Annotated in this window: 12 protein-coding genes; 3 read left to right on the top strand and 9 right to left on the bottom strand. The window is 73.0% G+C overall.

Going from position 1 to position 16,745, the window contains the following annotated elements:
• Positions 1 to 24: 24 nt before the first annotated feature.
• Genes E0500_RS40270 through E0500_RS40260 form a run of 3 tightly spaced genes read right to left on the bottom strand, consistent with a single transcriptional unit; the run spans position 25 to position 6,106 of the window.
• Positions 25 to 2,556, bottom strand: coding sequence for an FtsX-like permease family protein (locus E0500_RS40270; protein ID WP_165935147.1), 2,532 nt, complete (start codon positions 2,554 to 2,556; stop codon positions 25 to 27).
• A complete protein-coding gene (locus E0500_RS40265) occupies positions 2,553 to 2,870 on the bottom strand; it encodes a hypothetical protein (protein WP_131568648.1) in 318 nt (105 codons plus the stop codon). Before E0500_RS40265 ends, E0500_RS40270 begins: the two co-directional genes overlap by 4 nt.
• Positions 2,867 to 6,106 (bottom strand): ABC transporter permease, encoded by a 3,240-nt coding sequence (locus E0500_RS40260; RefSeq protein ID WP_131568646.1) that lies wholly within the window; start codon positions 6,104 to 6,106, stop codon positions 2,867 to 2,869. The genes E0500_RS40265 and E0500_RS40260 overlap by 4 nt, the downstream gene beginning before the upstream one ends.
• Positions 6,107 to 6,371: 265 nt before the next feature.
• Here E0500_RS40260 and E0500_RS40255 point away from each other — a divergent pair, with 265 nt between their 5' ends.
• Entirely contained in the window at positions 6,372 to 7,772 is a 1,401-nt protein-coding gene (locus E0500_RS40255) for a glycoside hydrolase family 43 protein (RefSeq protein WP_131568644.1), read from the top strand.
• Here E0500_RS40255 and E0500_RS40250 read toward each other — a convergent pair.
• Positions 7,766 to 8,965, bottom strand: coding sequence for a 4-hydroxybenzoate 3-monooxygenase (locus tag E0500_RS40250; RefSeq protein WP_131568642.1), 1,200 nt, complete (start codon positions 8,963 to 8,965; stop codon positions 7,766 to 7,768). The genes E0500_RS40255 and E0500_RS40250 overlap by 7 nt on opposite strands.
• On the opposite strand from E0500_RS40250, the gene E0500_RS44650 reads away from it, so the two are divergent.
• A complete protein-coding gene (locus E0500_RS44650) occupies positions 8,964 to 9,086 on the top strand; it encodes a hypothetical protein (protein WP_258573783.1) in 123 nt (40 codons plus the stop codon). The genes E0500_RS40250 and E0500_RS44650 overlap by 2 nt on opposite strands.
• Positions 9,087 to 9,135: 49 nt before the next feature.
• Here the strand turns inward: E0500_RS44650 and E0500_RS40245 are convergent, their stop codons facing one another.
• From E0500_RS40245 to E0500_RS40225, 5 genes are all read right to left on the bottom strand, one after another.
• Positions 9,136 to 10,338 (bottom strand): type III PLP-dependent enzyme, encoded by a 1,203-nt coding sequence (locus tag E0500_RS40245; RefSeq protein ID WP_131568640.1) that lies wholly within the window; start codon positions 10,336 to 10,338, stop codon positions 9,136 to 9,138.
• A complete protein-coding gene (locus E0500_RS40240; RefSeq protein ID WP_258573782.1) occupies positions 10,335 to 12,305 on the bottom strand; it encodes an IucA/IucC family siderophore biosynthesis protein in 1,971 nt (656 codons plus the stop codon). The genes E0500_RS40245 and E0500_RS40240 overlap by 4 nt, the downstream gene beginning before the upstream one ends.
• Before the next feature lie 82 nt (positions 12,306 to 12,387).
• On the bottom strand, positions 12,388 to 14,166 hold the full coding sequence (locus E0500_RS40235) for an IucA/IucC family protein (RefSeq protein ID WP_181587385.1): 1,779 nt from the start codon (positions 14,164 to 14,166) through the stop codon (positions 12,388 to 12,390).
• Positions 14,163 to 15,344: an acetyl-CoA carboxylase biotin carboxylase subunit family protein gene (locus tag E0500_RS40230; RefSeq protein WP_131568638.1), complete on the bottom strand. Its 1,182-nt coding sequence runs from the start codon at positions 15,342 to 15,344 to the stop codon at positions 14,163 to 14,165. Before E0500_RS40230 ends, E0500_RS40235 begins: the two co-directional genes overlap by 4 nt.
• 105 nt (positions 15,345 to 15,449) lie before the next feature.
• A complete protein-coding gene (locus tag E0500_RS40225) occupies positions 15,450 to 15,650 on the bottom strand; it encodes a hypothetical protein (RefSeq protein WP_131558238.1) in 201 nt (66 codons plus the stop codon).
• 222 nt (positions 15,651 to 15,872) lie between these two features.
• On the opposite strand from E0500_RS40225, the gene E0500_RS40220 reads away from it, so the two are divergent.
• A complete protein-coding gene (locus tag E0500_RS40220; RefSeq protein WP_131558236.1) occupies positions 15,873 to 16,715 on the top strand; it encodes a (2Fe-2S)-binding protein in 843 nt (280 codons plus the stop codon).
• The last annotated feature ends 30 nt before the right edge of the window (positions 16,716 to 16,745 follow it).

The following is a 16,745-nucleotide window of genomic DNA, read 5'->3' as shown; positions in this document are numbered from 1 at the left end:
CAGACTGGTCTCCCTGAACTCCGGTCACCGTTCCTCCGTGAGGCGAAGGACCGCGCCGAGGCCGCGGCGGCGTCCGAGCCACGTCTCCACACCCACGGCGGCGGCCACGAGCACGCCGAGACCGATGCCCAGGGCTGCGGTCAGCAGCAGGTCGGGGCGGGTGGTGGGGTCGGTGGGGCCGCCGGTGAACTCCCGCAGGTCCAGGGCGGGGCCCAGCAGCGCGGGCAGTGTCAGGCCCAGCGCGGTGCCGCCCACCAGCGCCGCAAGCACCATCGGCAGGAGCTGCACCAGGTGCAGGGCCGACGTGGCGCGCCGGCCCAGGCCGAGGGTGCGGAGGTAGGAGGCGGTACGGCCGCGTTCGGGGGCGGACAGCAACAGGTCGAGCACGAGGGCCAGCAGGGCGAGGAGCACGGCGAGCGCGGTGCACGCGGTGTGCGCGGTCCTCAGGACGCCGACCATGCCGTCGGCGTCGGCGTCGGCCTCCTCCTCGGCGCGCAGGCGCAGTTCACCGACCGCGGCGCCGGCGGCGGCGCGCGGTACGAGGGACCGCAGCGTCTCCACGTCCAGCCGGGGACCGTACAGCAAGAGCGCGGACTCCTCGAAGTCGCTTCCCTGGAAGGCCCCGAGATCGCGGTTGTCGGCGAGCAGCAGTCGGTCCCGCGGCGTGGTCGTGCTGCGGACGGGGCCGAGCGCCGGGTCGCGGAGCACGTCGTCGGGGAGTCCGCCGACGACGCGCAGGCGCAGGGAGCGGCCCTGTGAGGTGATGCTCAGCAGATCGCCGGCGCGGGCGTCTGTGGCGAGGACCCGGATGTCCCGTGAACGGTCCCCGCCTGGTCCGCGGCCGCTCAGTCCGGCGGTGTCGAGCGCGCGTGCCGCGGCCGATTGAGGTGCCGCCTTGCGGAGTTCGGCGCCGTCTACACCGACGAGGCTCGCGATGCCGTACCCCTCGCCGCTGGTACCGCTCGTCGGGTCCACGCGCAGCTGACGCACTCGCACTGTGGCGCGTACTCCGGAGACGCGGGTCAGGCGGTCGGTGAGGCCGGGGTTGCGTTCCGCGCCGCGGAAGGACGCGTCGGCGCCGACCTGCCAGGCGGCGGCCTCCCGGCGCCCGTCGGCAAGTGTCCCGGCGACCAGCCCGCCGAACACGGCTCCGGCCAGCGTCACCACCAGCACGAGCAGCGCGAGCGCCCGGGCCGGGGCATCCTTCGCGGCCCGGGAGAGCGCGACGATCCCCACGACGCCGCGCCACCGTGCGGACCAGCGCGCCAGGAGCCGTACCGGCGGCGGACAGCAGCGCACCAGGACGACGACGGTGACGAGCCCCAGCAGGGCGGGCACGGCGGCGAGCAGCGGATCGGGACCGGCGTCACCCGTGGTGCCCCGGGCCCGCAGCGCGGCCACGCCGGCCGCGGCGAGCAGCAGCACCGTCGCCTCGGCGACGATGCGGCGGCCCGCCGCCTGCGGGCGGTGCCCGCCGGCGGTTACGCGGTCGCGCAGGGCGTGCCAGGTGAGCGCGGGGAGAGGCAGCCAGACGAACAGGGCGACGAGCAGCCCGTACCGGTACCCGGGTGACAGGTCCGGAAAGGACCGTGCCGTGACGAGTCCGGCGGCGAGCCCGAGCAGTACGGCGGGTGCGGTCTGCGCGGCCCGGGTCAGCGCGAGACCCGTCGCGGAGGCACCGCGGGCACGCTGGAGCCGGTGGGCGGCGAGGCGTCGGCGCACCGCGAGCAGGGCCGTGACGACGGTGGTGAGCAGCCCGACCACGATCAGGGAGGCGAGCGCGAAGGAGATCACGGTACGGCCCTGCCGCCACTGCGGACCGAACTCGGTGAGCACATCGGGGAGTCGGGAGCTGTTCTGGAGTCCGGAGGACGGGTGAGGGCCGATCTGGCAGTACATGCCCATGTCGAAGTCGCCGCAGTAGTCGCCGCGCGCGTCGTGCGGGTACTGGTAGAGCAGCCGCCCGAGGTCGGCCTGTCCCTGCTCGTCGGCGAACCGTGCGGCGGTGCGCGCGTCGAGGTCGAGGCGCATGCCCCAGGTCACGGTGAGCGTGGCGTCGGACTGCCCCTGGAGGGTGGTGACGGTGCGCGGGGCGACGAGGGCGCGGGCCTCCCAGTCGAGCCCGGAGTCGCTGTCGGGCGGGTACTGGGCGGGGCGGGCCAACTGGGGCAGTTCGCGGGAGAGTCGGTCTCCGCGCACACTGTCGGCGGCGGTGGCCCCGACCGTGGTGCCCCTGCCCGCCCGGAAGAAGCCCACCACGGCAGCGGTGCCGCGCACACTCTCCAACGCCCCCGGCTCGATGGGCAGGTGCTGCCCCAGCCGTAGTTTCAGTGCCTCGCGGGTGCGCGTGGAGACGGCGATCTCCAGAGCCTCGGCGCCGGGGTCGGGTGGCCGTCCCTCGGTGTAGGCGCCGCGGTCGGGTGCGTCGGAGGCGTACACCAGGCCCAGGCCGACGTCTCCGGCGGCCGTTCTCGTGCGGACGGGGGGCAGTTCGACGCGGGTGGAGTCGTGGACGAGGCCGCCGTCGAGGGCGTCGGGGACCGCGTTGCCGATCACTGCGGTGATACGGGGCGCAGGTCCTCGTCGAGATCGCCGGCGGCGCCCGGGACTGCGGGGGCGAACTCTGCGGTGAACCGGATTCCGGGCTCGGCGCTCTGCTCCTGTTCCAGCCGTGAGGCGAGTGCCTGTCCGGCGAACCGGTCGAGGAGTACGGGGCTCGCGGCGGCGACGGCGGTGAGGAGTGCCGTCACGGCCATGAGGCAGGCCAGCAGGGGCAGTTCGGCCCGTGCCTCGCGCAGGGCGACGGGGACGGGCCGCCTCGTGTGGCGCCGCACCGGCCCTGCCCCCGCGGGCGGTACCCGGCGTGTCATCGGTCCTCCCCCGCCCGCAGCACCCGGGCCAGGTCGACCCGCCCCAGGACCTTGGCGGCGACCGTCACGACCGCGCAGATCAGGAGGGTCGTCGCGCCCGCCGTGAGGACCACGCGCATCCACGGCACCTCGGTGAGCAGCCCGGGGTAGACCGGGCGGCCGGTGTCGTCGACGGTGACCACCGGCATGATCAGCGCGGCCAGCGCGGTCCCCAGCAGGGTGCCGAGCACGGCCGCGACGGCGGCGAGCGCGAGCTGTTCGGTCCACAGGTACGCGGCGAGCTGGCGGCGTCGTACGCCCAGCGCCCGCAGCAGCGCGAACTCCCGTGCCCTGGCGCGGACCGAGAGCGCCGTGTGCAGGGTGAAGCCGACGACGGCGAACGCCGGGGCGAGCACCAGGCACAGCGTGAGTCCGCCGCGTGCGCCCTGCCGGAGCGGGTCGGCGGCCAGCAGGGCCCGTGTGTGGGGCACGTCGACAGCCGTACCGAGGCGGGGGTCGGCCCGGACGGCGCGCAGGGCGGCCGTGGCGTCCCCGCGGTCGGCCGCCACCCACCAGGCGGTCTCGGCGCCGGGCAGAACGCCGTCGAGCGCGAGCTGGGCGGCGAGGGCCCGGGAGTCGGCGAGCAGCCGGGGCCGGTCCCGTTCGGCGCCCGGCACGGCGTCGATCTCCCCGACGACCTTGACGCGGGCCGTTCCGCCTCCGGCGCGCTGGAAGGTGACCGTGTCTCCGACGCGGACGACGCCGGAGGCCAGCAGGGCGCGATCCGCGAGGACGGGCGCGGCCGGTCGGCCACGGGCGCGGTCCGTGCCGAGACGCACGCTCCATGTCGGGTACTTGACCTCGGTGTCGGGGCCGCGCAGCACCGCGTCCAGGAGCGTGCCGGGTCCGGGTCGGTCGGCGCAGAGCACGGGTCCCGGGGCGCGCCCGGCCAACTTGCGCGGCTTGGCCGCCGGGCATCCGGCGACGTGCTCGTCGGGGGCGTCGGCGCGCAGGTCGTGCCAGGCGGCGGGCCGGGTGAGGCCGGGTACGCGATCGACGGTGAGGCGGTAGGTACGCCGCACGGACTCGCCCTTCATGCTCAGGCCGAGCTGGACGACGCGTAACCCGCCGCCGTCGGCCGGGACCTTCAGACGGACCGTACGGGCCTGGCCGCCGGTGTCGTCGAGGAGCACCTCACTGGTGTGGGCGAGGCCGTCGGCGTCGACGAAGTGCACGGAGAGCCGGACGGGTACGGGGGTGCCGGGTCCGTCGGCGGACAGGCGGACGCGGAGCGGGAGTTCGCGCGGGGCGCCGTCGAGCGGCAGCCCGTAGGCGGGGATGTTCCGGCCGAGCGGGGCGACGAGGTCGGACACGGGCCGGTCGGTGAGGTCGGGGCGCAGGGCGGGGGCGGGGCCGCGCGCGGTGTCGATGCCGGTGACGGCGATGTAGCTCTGGCCGACGAAACCGTTGATGTCCACGACGGGCGTGACGGACCGGGCGCCGGGTAACGCGACGTACGTCGTGCGCCGTTCACCGGGCGCGAGCCGGTCGCTCGGCTCGATCCGCAGGTCGGAGCCCACCTTGAAGACCGCCTGGTCGTGGTCGCCGCGGTCCAGGATGGCGAGCGCGGTGCTGCTGAGCGCGGCGACGGCCAAGGCCAGCGTCACCACCAGCGCGGGTCCGGCGTGCCGTGCCGCGCGCCGCCCGATCTGCCAGGCGCCCAGGGGCAGCACGAGCCCGGTGCCGCGCCGTGCGAGGGGGTCGGTGACGCGGGCGAGCAGGGGCAGCGCCCGCAGCACGAGGAGTGCGGCGGCGCAGGTCATCGCGACGGGTGCGAGGACCAGCACGGGGTCGACACCTCCGCCGGTGACGGGCGAGCGGTACTGCCGCAGCTGGAGCCAGCCGAGCACGGCGACGGCCGCGAGCGCCAGGTCGGCACCCAGCCGCTGGGCTCCCGCGAACCGCCCCAGCCACAGCCTGAGCCGGCGCACCGCGTGCTGGTCCCGCACGGTCCGTACCGTCGGCAGCAGCAGGGAGGCACCGTGCACGGCGACGGCCAGCAGCGCGGCCGCCCAGGCCGCCGTCGGCGTCGCCGTCGCGGACACGTCGCCGGGGATCAGTCCGGCCCGGTCGAGCAGCCGCAGCAGGGGACCGGCGAGGAAGGGCGCGGCGAGTCCCGCGGGTACCGCGAGGGCCGCCCACTGTGCCACCGTCGCCGAGGCCAGTCGCGGTGTTCCGGCGCCGCGCGCGGCCAGCAGCGCCAGTTCGGGGCGGCGGTGTTCGGCGATCTGGCGCGCGGTCAGTACGAGGGCGGCCGCCGCCAGGGCGGCCAGAAGCGTCGCCGGGACGTAGAGGCCGGCCCGGGCCACGGCTATGGGGGTGGTCAGGCCGTCGAGGGCGTCGTCGAGCTGTGACCTGACGGTGAGTTCGCCCGTGGGCCGCGTACCGCGGAGGACGGAGAGCGAGACGTCGCTTCCGCCGAATCCGTCGGCGCGCCGCTCCAATGGCCGGATGTCGCCGAGTCGCAGCCCGCCGCTATCCGGTACGGCGAGCCAGAGCGCTTGGGCGTTCCGGGCCAGGGTCGGGGTCGCGGTCAGTACCGGTCGTGGCACCAGGGCGATGGATTCGGACGTTCCGAGGGCGCTGTTCAGGTTCGCCCAGACGGCCGGGCTACGGGTGTCCGTCCGGTACAGGCCGGCCACTCGCAGACGGAGCCGCGTTCCGTCGTCGGCCCGCACCCTCAGCTCGTCACCGGGCCGTACCGCGAGCCGCGCGGCGAACACGTCGGTGAGCGCGGTCTCGACGGCGCCCGTGTGCCCGGTCGTGCGGGGCCAGCGCCCGGCCACCAACCGGGCGTGCCGGAACTCCTCCTGGAGGGCGACCAGGGAGATTCCGGCGTCGTCGCGCGGCTGCCCGGCCGCCTCCGTGACCGAGAGCTGGGCGGAGCGGTTGTCCGGGACCCGTAACGCGGACCAGGTGTGGTGCGGAACGCCGCCGAAGGTGCGTTCGACGGCGGCCCGTACGAGTTCGTCCAGGCGCTCGACGTCGTGCGGCGGGTACGGCCCCGAGACGTCGAGCACGGCCTCGGGGTCGCTCGCCAACCGCCGTTGCACCGCGCCCTCGACGGCCTTCTCGGTGAGGGTGGCCAGCGCGGCCAGGACGGTCGCGGCCAGCAGCACAGCGAGCCCGGCGGCACCGAGCACCAGTGCGTGGTGCCAGGTTCCCCGTACCGCGGCAGGCGTACGTCTCCCGCTCAAGCCACTGCTCTCCCCCTGTGCGACCGACCGGCACAGTATGGGTACGCCCCGGTGCGCCCGCAATCATGAAATTCGGCCAGCTGTGCATCTCAGTTGTGCACCACCGGCGTTCGCAGAAATCACCGAAGAACGACAGAACAATTGACGTGTTCGCAGCACACCCCTACCTTCTGATCGATTCATCGAACCTCGTTCGAAATATCGGCCACCTCTCGGTCATTTCTCACTTCCCCCCCCCGGCTCCCGCACGCCCATTGGAGACCAGATGAGCGCAAGACCCCACCCCGGCCCGCAGCCGTCGCGTCGGCTCTTCCTCGGCATGGCCGCCGCCACTCCCCTGGCCATGACCGGCGTGATGAGCCTCGGCGCGGGCGCCGCTCACGCCGCCGACTCGGCCTACGTGATGTGCTACTTCACCGAGTCGACCAGCCTCGGCGAGGGCACCGACTACGGTCTCCACCTCGCGGTCAGCCCCGACGGGCTGAACTGGACGCCGCTGAACCAGAACAACCCGCTCGCCACCCCCACCGCGGGCGCGCTCGGACTGCGCGACCCCTTCCTCATGCGCAAGCAGGACGGCACCTTCGTCGTCCTCGCCACCGACCTCAAGGGCACCGACTGGAGCTACAACAGCCAGTACATCCACGTCTGGGACTCCGCCGACCTGCGCACCTTCACCGGCTACCGCCGCCTCAGGCTGCACGACATGACCACCCACAGCTGGGCTCCCGAGGCGTTCTGGGACGCCGGGCGGGGACAGTACGCGGTCATCTACTCATCGGTGAACTCCAGCGGGCACAACGTGATCATGGTGAACTACACCAGCGACTTCATCACGGCCTCCGCCCCGCAGGTCTTCTTCGACCCGGGCTACGACGTCATCGACGGCAACATGACTGTCGGCGTGGGCGGCGTCAACTATCTCTACTTCAAGAAGAACCAGACCCTGGTCGCCGCGCGCTCCACCTCACTCAGCCCCGGGAGCTTCACCGAGTTCAGCACCGGTGTCGCGCACGGCGGCACCGAGGCACCCACCGTGTTCAAGTCCCTGACCTCGAACACCTGGTACCTGTGGGGAGACACCTACACTCCGAACGGCGTCTTCTACGCGTGGCAGACGTCCGACCTCGCGTCCGGGACCTGGACAGCCCTCGACCAGAGGACCTACACCCAGCCGGTCAACTCCAAGCACTGCGGCATCGCGACCATCACCGGCACCGAGTACACCAACCTGCTCGCCAAGTGGGGCGCACCGGCCTGGAACCGGCTCAAGTCCTACAACTATCCGGCCCGTTACGTCCGTCACGCGAACTTCGCCGCCCTCATCGACACTTACCCGTTCGACCTGTACACCGACTCCCAGTGGAAGCTCGTGCCCGGCCTCGCCGACAGCTCCGCCGTGTCCTTCCAGTCGGTCAACTACCCCACCCGCTATCTGCGGCACTACAACTACGAGCTGCGGCTCGACGTCAACGACGGCACGTCGACGTTCGCGGCGGACGCGACCTTCCACCGAACGGCCGGCCTCGCGGACTCCGGCTGGGCGTCCTTCCGCTCGTACAACAACCCGACCCGCTACATCCGGCACTCCGACTACGTGCTGCGCATCGACCCGGTCTCGACGGCCGCCGAGCGGCAGGACGCGACCTTCCGCGTCGGCTACTGAGCGAGCGGCAGCCCCGTGTAGTTCTCCGCCAGTTCGGCCGCGGCGTGCTCCGAGGTGGCGATGCGGTCGAGCTGGGAGAGCTGGAGCCTGGTCTCGAACGGGGACTGTTCCGGATCGGTGTGGAGGGTCGTCGTCATGAAGTACGAGAAGTGCTCGGCGCGCCACACCCGGCGCAGGCAGGTGTCGGAGTAGGCGTCCAGCAGGCCGGTCGAGCCGGTCTCCTTCAGGTGCGCGAAGGCGCGGGCCAGCACGATGACGTCGGCGGCGGCCAGGTTGAGGCCCTTGGCGCCGGTGGGCGGCACGATGTGGGCGGCGTCGCCGGCCAGGAAGACCCGGCCGTACCGCATCGGCTCGGTGACGTGGCTGCGCATCGGCAGCACCGCCTTGGACGTGACGGTGCCGCGCTTGAGCCGCCAATCGGGGTTCGCGTCGAGGGCGAAGCGGGCGTCCAGCTCGTCCCAGATCCGCTCGTCGGACCAGTCGGCCGGGTCCGTTCCGTTGGGCACCTGGAGGTAGAGCCGGCTGACGGACTCGGAGCGCATGCTCGCCAGGGCGAAGCCGCGCTCGGAGTGGGCGTAGATCAGCTCGTGGTAGACGGGCGGCGCGTCGGCGAGGATGCCCAGCCAGGAGTACGGGTAGGTCCGCTCGTACGTCGTCCGCACGCCCTCGGGCAGCGTGCCCCGGGTCACGCCGTGGAAGCCGTCGCAGCCGACCACGTAGTCACAGGTCAGGGTCTTCTCGCGGCCCTCGTGGGTGTAGCGGATCGCCGGGCGGTCCTCCGCTCGGCCCGATGCCGTGACGCCCTCCACCGCGTGCACCTCCGCCTCGAAGTACAGCGGTCCGCCGTCGGCGAGCTGGAGGGCGACGAGGTCCTTCACCACTTCGGTCTGGGCGTAGACCCACACCCGGCGCCCGCCCGTCAGTGCGGGGAAGTCGACCCGGTGGGCGCGGCCGCCGTGGCGCAGCTCGATGCCGTCGTGGGGCATGCCCTCGCGGTCCAGCCGCTCCCCGGCGCCCGCGGCGCGCAGGACGTCCACGGTGGCCTGCTCCAGGATCCCCGCCCGCTGCCGCTGTTCGACGTAGGCCCGGTCGCGGCGTTCCAGGACGACGCTGTCGATGCCGGCGTTGTGCAGCAGGCGGGCGAGCAGCAGCCCGGAGGGGCCGCCGCCGATGATCCCGACGGTCGTGTGCATGGACGTCTCCTCGTCGTCGAGGACGGGCGCGCGCCTGAAGGGGGCTCCGGACACGAGCGAGTGCGGCTTCCTGGTGTGGCTTGCGCGGCTCGTGCGGCTTCCCGGGCCGTTCGCCCAGTGAAACAACCTTCACCGACTCGGAGTGAGTCTGCGCTCCCGCTCGTCCCCTGTCAACGGCCGCCGGCCCCCAGGAAGTGGAACCCGGGACGCGGGTGCATCAGGAAGTCGTGATGGGAGATGTTCCACGCGTACGCCCCCGCCAGGGCGAACACCACCCGGTCCCCGGCCCGCAGCCCCGGGGCGTGGACATGCCGGGCGAGGACGTCCTTCGGGGTGCACAGCTGGCCGGTGAGCGTGACACGGTCGCCACCGCTCGCCGGGCGCTGCCAGGGGTGGGGCCAGGCGTCCACCTCCAGCACCGAGCACGGCTGGTCGTGCCCCTTGGTCGCGGGGGTGCGCAGATGGTGCGTGCCACCCCGGACGACCGCGAACTCCTCACCGTGGCTGTGCTTCACGTCCAGCACCTCGGTGGCGTACCAGCCGCAGTACGCCGTGAGGGCACGTCCGGGTTCGATGCGCAGCGTCAGGTCCGGGTACTCGTCGGCCAGCCGGGCGAGCCCCTCGCCGTAGGCCGCCCAGTCGAAGCGGCTCTCGGGCTGCGCGTAGTCCACGGTCATGCCGCCGCCGACGTTCACCTCGCCGATCGGGGCGCCCAGTCCCACCGCCCAGGCCATGACGGCGCGGGCCACCGCCAGGAGGTCGGCGGCGTCGAGTCCGCTGGCCAAGTGGGCGTGGATGCCGCGGAGTTCGAGCTGCGGGTGGGTGCCGTCCGTGAGGGCGCGGAGCATCGGGGCCGCCCGGGACGGGTCGAGGCCGAAGGGGGTGGGGCGCCCGCCCATGGTGAGGGAGCTGCCCGCCAGGGTGCTGTCGGCCACGGTGAGGTTGAAGCGGAGCAGGACCGCCACCCGCTCCCCCGGTACGACGCGCCGCGCCAGTTCGGCCAGCACACGCAGCTCGTGCTCGCTCTCCACGTGGAAGCGGTGGACGCCCCGCTCCAGGGCCGCCGTGATCTCGTCCGGGGTCTTGCCCGGGCCGCCGAAGGCCAGCGGGTGTCTCGGCACGGCCTTGGCCACGTGGGCGAGTTCGCCGCCCGAGGACACCTCGAAGCCGTCGACGTACGGGGCGAGTTCGGTGAGGATCTCCGGCTCGGGGTTGGCCTTGGCGGCGTAGTACAGCTCGACGTGCGGCGGCAGCGCGGACCGCACGGTCGCGACGTGCTCGCGCAGAGCCGTCAAGTCGTATATGTATGCGGGGAGTTCGGCGCTCGGCAGGGACAGGACGCGGTCGCGGACGGTGGACGTGGGGTGGGTCATCGGGCACTCCGGCGCAGGATGTCCTCGGCTGGTGCCCCGGCAGGCAACGTTTGCCCGTCAAGGAGCGGCGTCGTGGGGGTACCTCCCGCCCGAGGCGTGCGAAGCGCGGTTCGAGGGTGGGGGAGCGTGCTCTCGGCGTGCCGTCCGGAGGACCCCGTTGATGGACCGGACGTACTTGGGCTTTCGGCCGGTGCGGCGAAGGGGTTCCCCCCGTCCGAGCCGTGCGAAGCCGGTTCGAGGAGGGGGGCGCGTGCCGGGCGTCGCGACGGGGTGAACGTTGCCTGTTGGGGCACTAGGGGGGAGGGCAGACGGACGTAGCCGGCCTCGCGGTCGGCCTTGCGTTCCCAGCGGGTGAGCAGGTTGGCCTTGGCGGGCAGCGGCACTCCGGCGAGCAGGGCGGCGAGGCGGGGCGGGCAGCCGTACCGGTCCGCGTACGTCTGGAGGGCGGCCCGAACCCTCGCCCACAGGTCGGCCTCGGTCTCCGGATGGAGGTCGGCGAGGGCCGCGAGGAGCTCGGCGATGTGGTTGACCAGCAGGCAGTACACGACCCGGTCCCAGCCGCGCTGGGCGCCGTACGTCATCGGGCCCGCGACCTCGGGCGGCAGCGCGGCGAGCGTGTCGGCGTGGTGGTCGGGGAGGAGCTTGGTGCCCTCCAGGTCGCGGAAGAGGACCTGGGCGGGCATGCCGTCGGCGTCCACGCAGATCAGCACGTTCTGCAGGTGGGGTTCGAGGACCAGTCCGTGATCGAAGTAGGCGGCCAGGACGGGCGGGACGAGGAGGCGCAGATAGGCGTCCCACCAGTCGAGGGCGGCCCGTGGGCCCGCTCCGTCGAGGAGGCGGGACAGATGTGCGGGGCCCGTCGGGTACTCGTCGGCGACGGCCGCCGCGAGCAGCGGCGTCGTGCCGGGCAGCAGTCGGCGGCTCAGGCCCTCGCGCACGATGACGCCCAGGCCCTCCAGGAGGGTGCGGTCGGGGGTGCCGTCCGGGCCGGGAAGGGCGAGGCTGCGGTAGGCGGGTTCGCGGAGCATCGCGCTGCCGGGGAAGCGGTCCTCCAGGTCGGCCAGCACCGGGGCGAGTACGCGGGTGAGGGCCACCGCGCCGGAGAGTTCGTAACTGGCGTTCTTGCGCAGGCAGTTGGTGATGCGAACGTTGAGGCTGAACTTCAGGAAGGCATCGCCGCCGAAGAGCGTGCGCACGGACGCGGTGGCGGCGAAGGGCGTGCCGCCGGGGCCGAGGTCGAGCACGTCCCGGCGGCCGAGGGCGTCGCGCAGGGGCGGGTGGGCGCGCAGCATCTCGTACTGCCAGGGGTGCGCGGGCAGCAGCCGGTAGCCGTCCGGGACGTCGTCGCGCCCGCGGTCGAGGATGTCGGTGGCGCCGGGCTCGGCTCTCTCCTCGGCGATCAGATGGTCGCGTACGGCGAGGTGCCGCAGCGGGAAGGTCGCCCCTGCCTCGGGCGCGTACTCCCGCCACGCTTCCACGTCGCCGGTTCGGGCCTTGGGCGTGGGGTGGAAGCGGTGCCCGAAGAGCAGGGACTGCTCGGAGGCGAGGTAGTCCGGGCAGTCACCGGCGGCGGTCCTGTGGGCGGCGAGGGCGGCGGAGACGGTGCGGTGGCTGGAGGCGATCTGCTCCAGGAACTCCTCGTTGCGCACCCCGGTACGGAGGAACAACTCGTCGTGGGTGTACTCGGCGAGGCGGCGCCAGTCCACCTCCCGCCGGCCGGTGCCGGTCTCCTCGTGCACGGGCCCGGTGAAGCGATGGGCGCCGAGCAGCGACGTACGACGCAGGGCGGCCCGCAGCAGGACGCCGCGGCGCGGCAGCCGCAGCATCAGGTGCCCGTCGGCGACGGCGGTCTGCCGTTCGGGACCGGACACCTCGCGCAGCAGGCAGTTGAGGAGGGTGTGGGCCACGACGTCATCGGCGGTGGGCAGAGAGGTGGCGGTACCGAGGGCGTCGGTGAGCGGGGACATCAGCGGCTCCAGCGGAGGTTCAGAGCGACGGTGGCCGAGCGATGGCGGGATGCCGGACGTGTCATGGGCAGGGCTTCGGTGGTCATGCCGAAACCCCCTTCGTGAGCGTGGGGTTGCTGCCGGTGGTGTCCTGCCTGTCCGGCAGCAGGTAGTTCGGCCCGGTCGTGTAGTGCTTGTTGATGTCGACGGCGCCCGACCTCTCCTTGCTGAGCAGCGTCCCGGCGGTGACCATCGCCTTCACCGGCAGCCGGGGCGCGTCCAGCACCCGCTCGCGCAGTACGGCTCCGGGCTCGCCGCCGAGCCGTTCCACGGCCTGCGCGAGCCGGTCCCGTACGAGCCCCAGCAGCCGCGGCAGCGGAGCCCGGCCGTGCTCGGCGAGCCCGAACGCGTAGGCGCCCGCGCACAGATGGAGGGTGATGGTGGTGAAGAGGTCGGCGACCGGCCCGTCGTCGCGGCAGAAGGTCCGGGGGTCGTCGAAGTCCCACGGACCGCCGAACACCGCCTCCAGCCGCGTGGTGTTGATGCGCGGTCCGTCGTTGTCCTTGAGCAGCAGCCGCAGGTCGCCGGGGTGTGGCCCCAGGACGAGCGACACGTTCTGCTGGTGCGACTCCAGCGCGATCCCGTACCCGAACAGCGTGGTCTGCCAGTCGAAGAGGAGCGTCAGGACGGCGTCCAGGAGGGCGGTCACGTCACCGCCGTGGAAGCGGTCGGCGAGGTGATCGATCACCAGCCGCCCGCCGGGCGCCTCCGCGAGCAGCGCGGCCATGGGGACGACGACCGAGTCGTCGAGCCCCTCCGGGTAGCGGCGGCACAGCACGGCCAGCATCTCGTGCCCGGCGTGGGCGTACACGGTCTCGTCGGCGTGCAGGACCGTCTCCCGGAAGCGGGTTTCGCGGTCGACGACCGCTTCCAGCAGCCGCTGTCCCGCCGCGCCGTCGACGAGGGTGCCGGGTTTGATCGAGCGTTTGTTGCGCAGGCCCAACGAGGCGGTGGGCAAGGGCAGTTTGAGGTGCTCGGCCGGGTCGGCGGCCGATGCGACCGTACGGGTCGACAGCGTGGGAACGACCTCGAGGTACGCGTGGTCGGCGAGCACCGCGCGGCCGGTCAGCCCCGTGTCGCGGAGCGCCTCGTCGAGCGGAGCGCCCACGGACAACGGGTGGACGGGCAGGGCGACATGGGTGCGGTCGAGTTCGGCGAGCCCGAGGACGGCGGGCGTGGGCCAGTACGCCGGCAGGCTCCCGGCCACGGTGAGAGCGTCCTTCGGCACGGCCAGCCAACGGAGTGCGAACCTAGGATGTAACTCGGGCGCGTATGCACGGAGTTGGTCGTCCCCGAGCCCGGAGCGTCCACGTGCCGTCGGGTACACCGGGTGGTCGAGGCGGGCTGCGAGCGTGTCGTGGGCGAGGCTTCCGGTGAGTCCGGTCCACCGGGCGGGGTCGGCACCGTAGCGGTCGGCGAGCCGGTCGCGTGCCGCCTCGGCCGTGCGGGCGTGCAGCCGCATCGTGGCCAGCGTCTGGCGGCACTCCTCGGCCAAGGCGTCGAAGCCGCCGCGGTCGACGGGTTCGGCGAGGGCCCGCAGCTCGGAGAGAACGGTCCCGTACGTCGTCGCCTCGGAACCGTTCGACTCCCTTACGAGCAGCGGCAGTCGGGCGGTGTACGCACACTGGAAGCCGTCCTCGGCGACCGGCAGCAGCAGGGCGTCGCCGTCGACGGGCAGCCGGAGCCACGGGCCGTCGGGGCGGTGCACGAGTGCGCTGCGGGTGCGCAGGCCGACGACGTCCTCGCGGAGCAGGGCGCTGAGCACACGTGTGAGCAGCTCGGACTCGACGGCATCCGCGGAAGTCGTCGCAGTGGTCGTCACGGCTGGATCACCCAGCTCTGAGCCGCGAGGAACCGGGCCGCCGCACGGTCCACGGCTTCCTGGTCGGTGCCCACCGCCCGCAGGACGCCCAAGTAGTCGCGGTTGGTGCGGTACAGCTCGTGCCGCTCCCCGAGCGGGCGGAGCCGACGGTACGTCAATTGCACGCCGTCCACGCTGAGTTCGCTGCTCGGTGGTGCGGCGGTGAGGGTTCCGGCGCGCTCGGCGCACGGGTACTCCAGCAGGGCCGCTCCGTCGCGCCGCGCGCCCAGGTCCGCGGGCACGGATTCACCGAGGTGCGTGCGCAGGATGTGTTCGAACAGCGGGATGTCCAGGAGCTGTGCGAGCAGCAGGTCGCACTGGTCGCCGACGGCCCGGTAGTTGACCTCGATGAGGCGCGCCCGGCCCTCGTGGACCACGAACTCGGTGTGGCAGGCGCCGAACCCGACGCCGAGCGCGTCGAGCTGGGCGAGGACCTGGTCGACGACCGGCTCAGGGTGGGCCGGGACGAAGGTCATCCGCTCCTCGACGAAGTACGGCGGTGGGGACGGCTCGGTGTGGAACCCGCCGAGGACGTGACGGATGCGGCCGTCGCCGAGGGTCTCCAGCGTGTACAGCTCTCCCGGCAGGTACTCCTCCACGAGCAGGGTGGCCCCGGGGCGGCGCGCGAGGATCGCCTTGCTGTGTGCCACGAGTTCCTCGGGCCCTTCGACGAGGACGACGTCCTCGCTGGCCACGCCCTCGCGGGGCTTGATCACGCAGGGATACGGCGCGTCGAGGGCGACGGGGTCGGTGAGTTCGGTGAGTTCCGCCGACCAGACGGTGTCGGCACCCGCCGCGGCGAGCCGACGGCGCATCTCGGCCTTGTCCTTGGCTCGCAGGGTGGCCCGCCAGTCCTTCGCGGGGAGACCGAAGTACTGGGCGGCGAGGGCGGCCTGGGTCTGGAGGTGGTCGCTGTTGGTGAAGACGGCGTCCGGGGTGTGGTGTGTGGAGATGCGCGTGACGACGGCGCGGAAGTCGCGCACATCGCACTCCAGGATCTCGATGCCGGGGCAGATGCGGCGGTGGGCGTCGGGCTGGTCGGTCAGGAGGGTGACGTCGAGGCCGAGCCGGGCGGCGGCGGGCAGGAAACCCTCGGTGACGGAGTCGGTGGGGTTGAGAGCGAGCAGGTACAGACGCATGGGGTCGGGAGCACAACTTCCTTGAGGGGCTGGGGAGTTTGGGAGGGGGCGGGCCGCTCCTGGAGGGCCCGGCCCCGGACCACGCGGGCTGGTTCTCCGGCAGCTTCAGTCCTCCGGCAGCTCGACGCCGCCGACGTCCGCCACGCCGGCGAGCATCCGCTCCGCCGCCTGTCCGCCACCGGCTCGGCGGGCGGCGAGCGCGGCGCAGGGCGCGAGGGGCCCGAGGCCGGCGAGGAAGCGGGGAACGTGCCGGAGGGCACGGCAGGGTGGCACACCGGTCGGTGCGGCCCGTTCGGTCGCAATCACGAGGCGTGAGTTTAGGTTAGGCATGCTTTAGTTCCCAACCGGCCACACGATCACCACGAGGCACAGCACCCCCCTGATCACTGACGAGCAACCTCGCAGATCGCCGAAGTGCACCACCTTGCCCGCCTTCACGTGACCCCCTTGGTCATCAGCACTCGATCTTCAGAATAAGGTAAGCCTTACCTTCTTGTTTCGCAGCGAATCTCACTCTCTGGAGTTCCGATGACCGTGGCCCTCGATCTCGCGCCGGCAGAAGCCGACACGGACGTGCCCGGACTCCTCGCCATGTCGTACCGGCGCCTGACCTCCCTGTGCGAGGCGCTGTCGGTGCGCGTCACGCACGGCGGTCGACCCGGCCCCCTGAGGCCGTGTCTGGTGGAGGGTCAGGAAGGGGTCGAGGCCTTCGTCGACGCCGAGGCCGCACGGATTCAGAACCGCTACGGCCGCACCGCGCCCCGCCATGTCGCCGCCTCGCGCGCCCTCCACGACTACGCCTGGTCGGTGGGCCTGCTGATGGGCGGTGTCTGGTATCTGGAACGGAGGGTGCCACGCATCGCACCCGGGGACGTACGGGTCGACCTCGCCTCGGGGGCGTTCGACATCATGCCGGGTGCCCGCCTCGCCTGCCTGCCGGACGACCCGGCCGTGGCCCTGTCCGGTGTGCTGCCCGTAGCCCAGGAGGAGGCGCTGCGGGGCGAGTTGAGGCAGGCGGTCGCCGCTCACATGGGTCCGGTGCTGGACGCGATCGGCCCGTACGCACGGCGAGGCTCACGCGCCCTGTGGGGCATGGTCGCCGACGATCTGATCTCGGGCATCTGGTATCTCGGCCGGGTGCTCGGCGAGGAGGCCATCGCCGTACGGGCCGCGACCGACGTACTGCCCTCCGCCCTGGCGCCCTTCCCCGGCGGCGCCGGATTCCGCCGTCTGCGCACCGCCGACGGCCACGAACACCCGACCCGCACCCGCACCGGCTGCTGCCTCTACTACACGATCCGCCCCGACGAGGCCTGCTCCACCTGCCCCCGTACCTGCGACGCGGAACGGCTGCGCCGACTCGGCGGATGAGCCGACGCAGCGGATGAGCGGGGGCGTCTC

Origin of the sequence: Streptomyces sp. KM273126 (assembly GCF_004337435.2) — a bacterium.
GTDB classification, from domain to species: Bacteria; Actinomycetota; Actinomycetes; order Streptomycetales; family Streptomycetaceae; genus Streptomyces; species Streptomyces acidicola.
Note: the sequence above shows the minus strand (reverse complement) of the source record. Positions and strands in the feature narration are given on the sequence as shown.

What these genes read in the sequence shown, in the direction of transcription:
- E0500_RS40265 (WP_131568648.1), bottom strand. Translation starts at nt 2,870, where the DNA reads ATGACACGCCGGGTACCGCCCGCGGGGGCAGGGCCGGTGCGGCGCCAC.
- E0500_RS40255 (WP_131568644.1), top strand. Translation starts at nt 6,372, where the DNA reads ATGAGCGCAAGACCCCACCCCGGCCCGCAGCCGTCGCGTCGGCTCTTC.
- E0500_RS44650 (WP_258573783.1), top strand. Translation starts at nt 8,964, where the DNA reads ATGGACGTCTCCTCGTCGTCGAGGACGGGCGCGCGCCTGAAGGGGGCT.
- E0500_RS40250 (WP_131568642.1), bottom strand. Translation starts at nt 8,965, where the DNA reads ATGCACACGACCGTCGGGATCATCGGCGGCGGCCCCTCCGGGCTGCTG.
- E0500_RS40245 (WP_131568640.1), bottom strand. Translation starts at nt 10,338, where the DNA reads ATGACCCACCCCACGTCCACCGTCCGCGACCGCGTCCTGTCCCTGCCG.
- E0500_RS40240 (WP_258573782.1), bottom strand. Translation starts at nt 12,305, where the DNA reads ATGTCCCCGCTCACCGACGCCCTCGGTACCGCCACCTCTCTGCCCACC.
- E0500_RS40230 (WP_131568638.1), bottom strand. Translation starts at nt 15,344, where the DNA reads ATGCGTCTGTACCTGCTCGCTCTCAACCCCACCGACTCCGTCACCGAG.
- E0500_RS40220 (WP_131558236.1), top strand. Translation starts at nt 15,873, where the DNA reads ATGACCGTGGCCCTCGATCTCGCGCCGGCAGAAGCCGACACGGACGTG.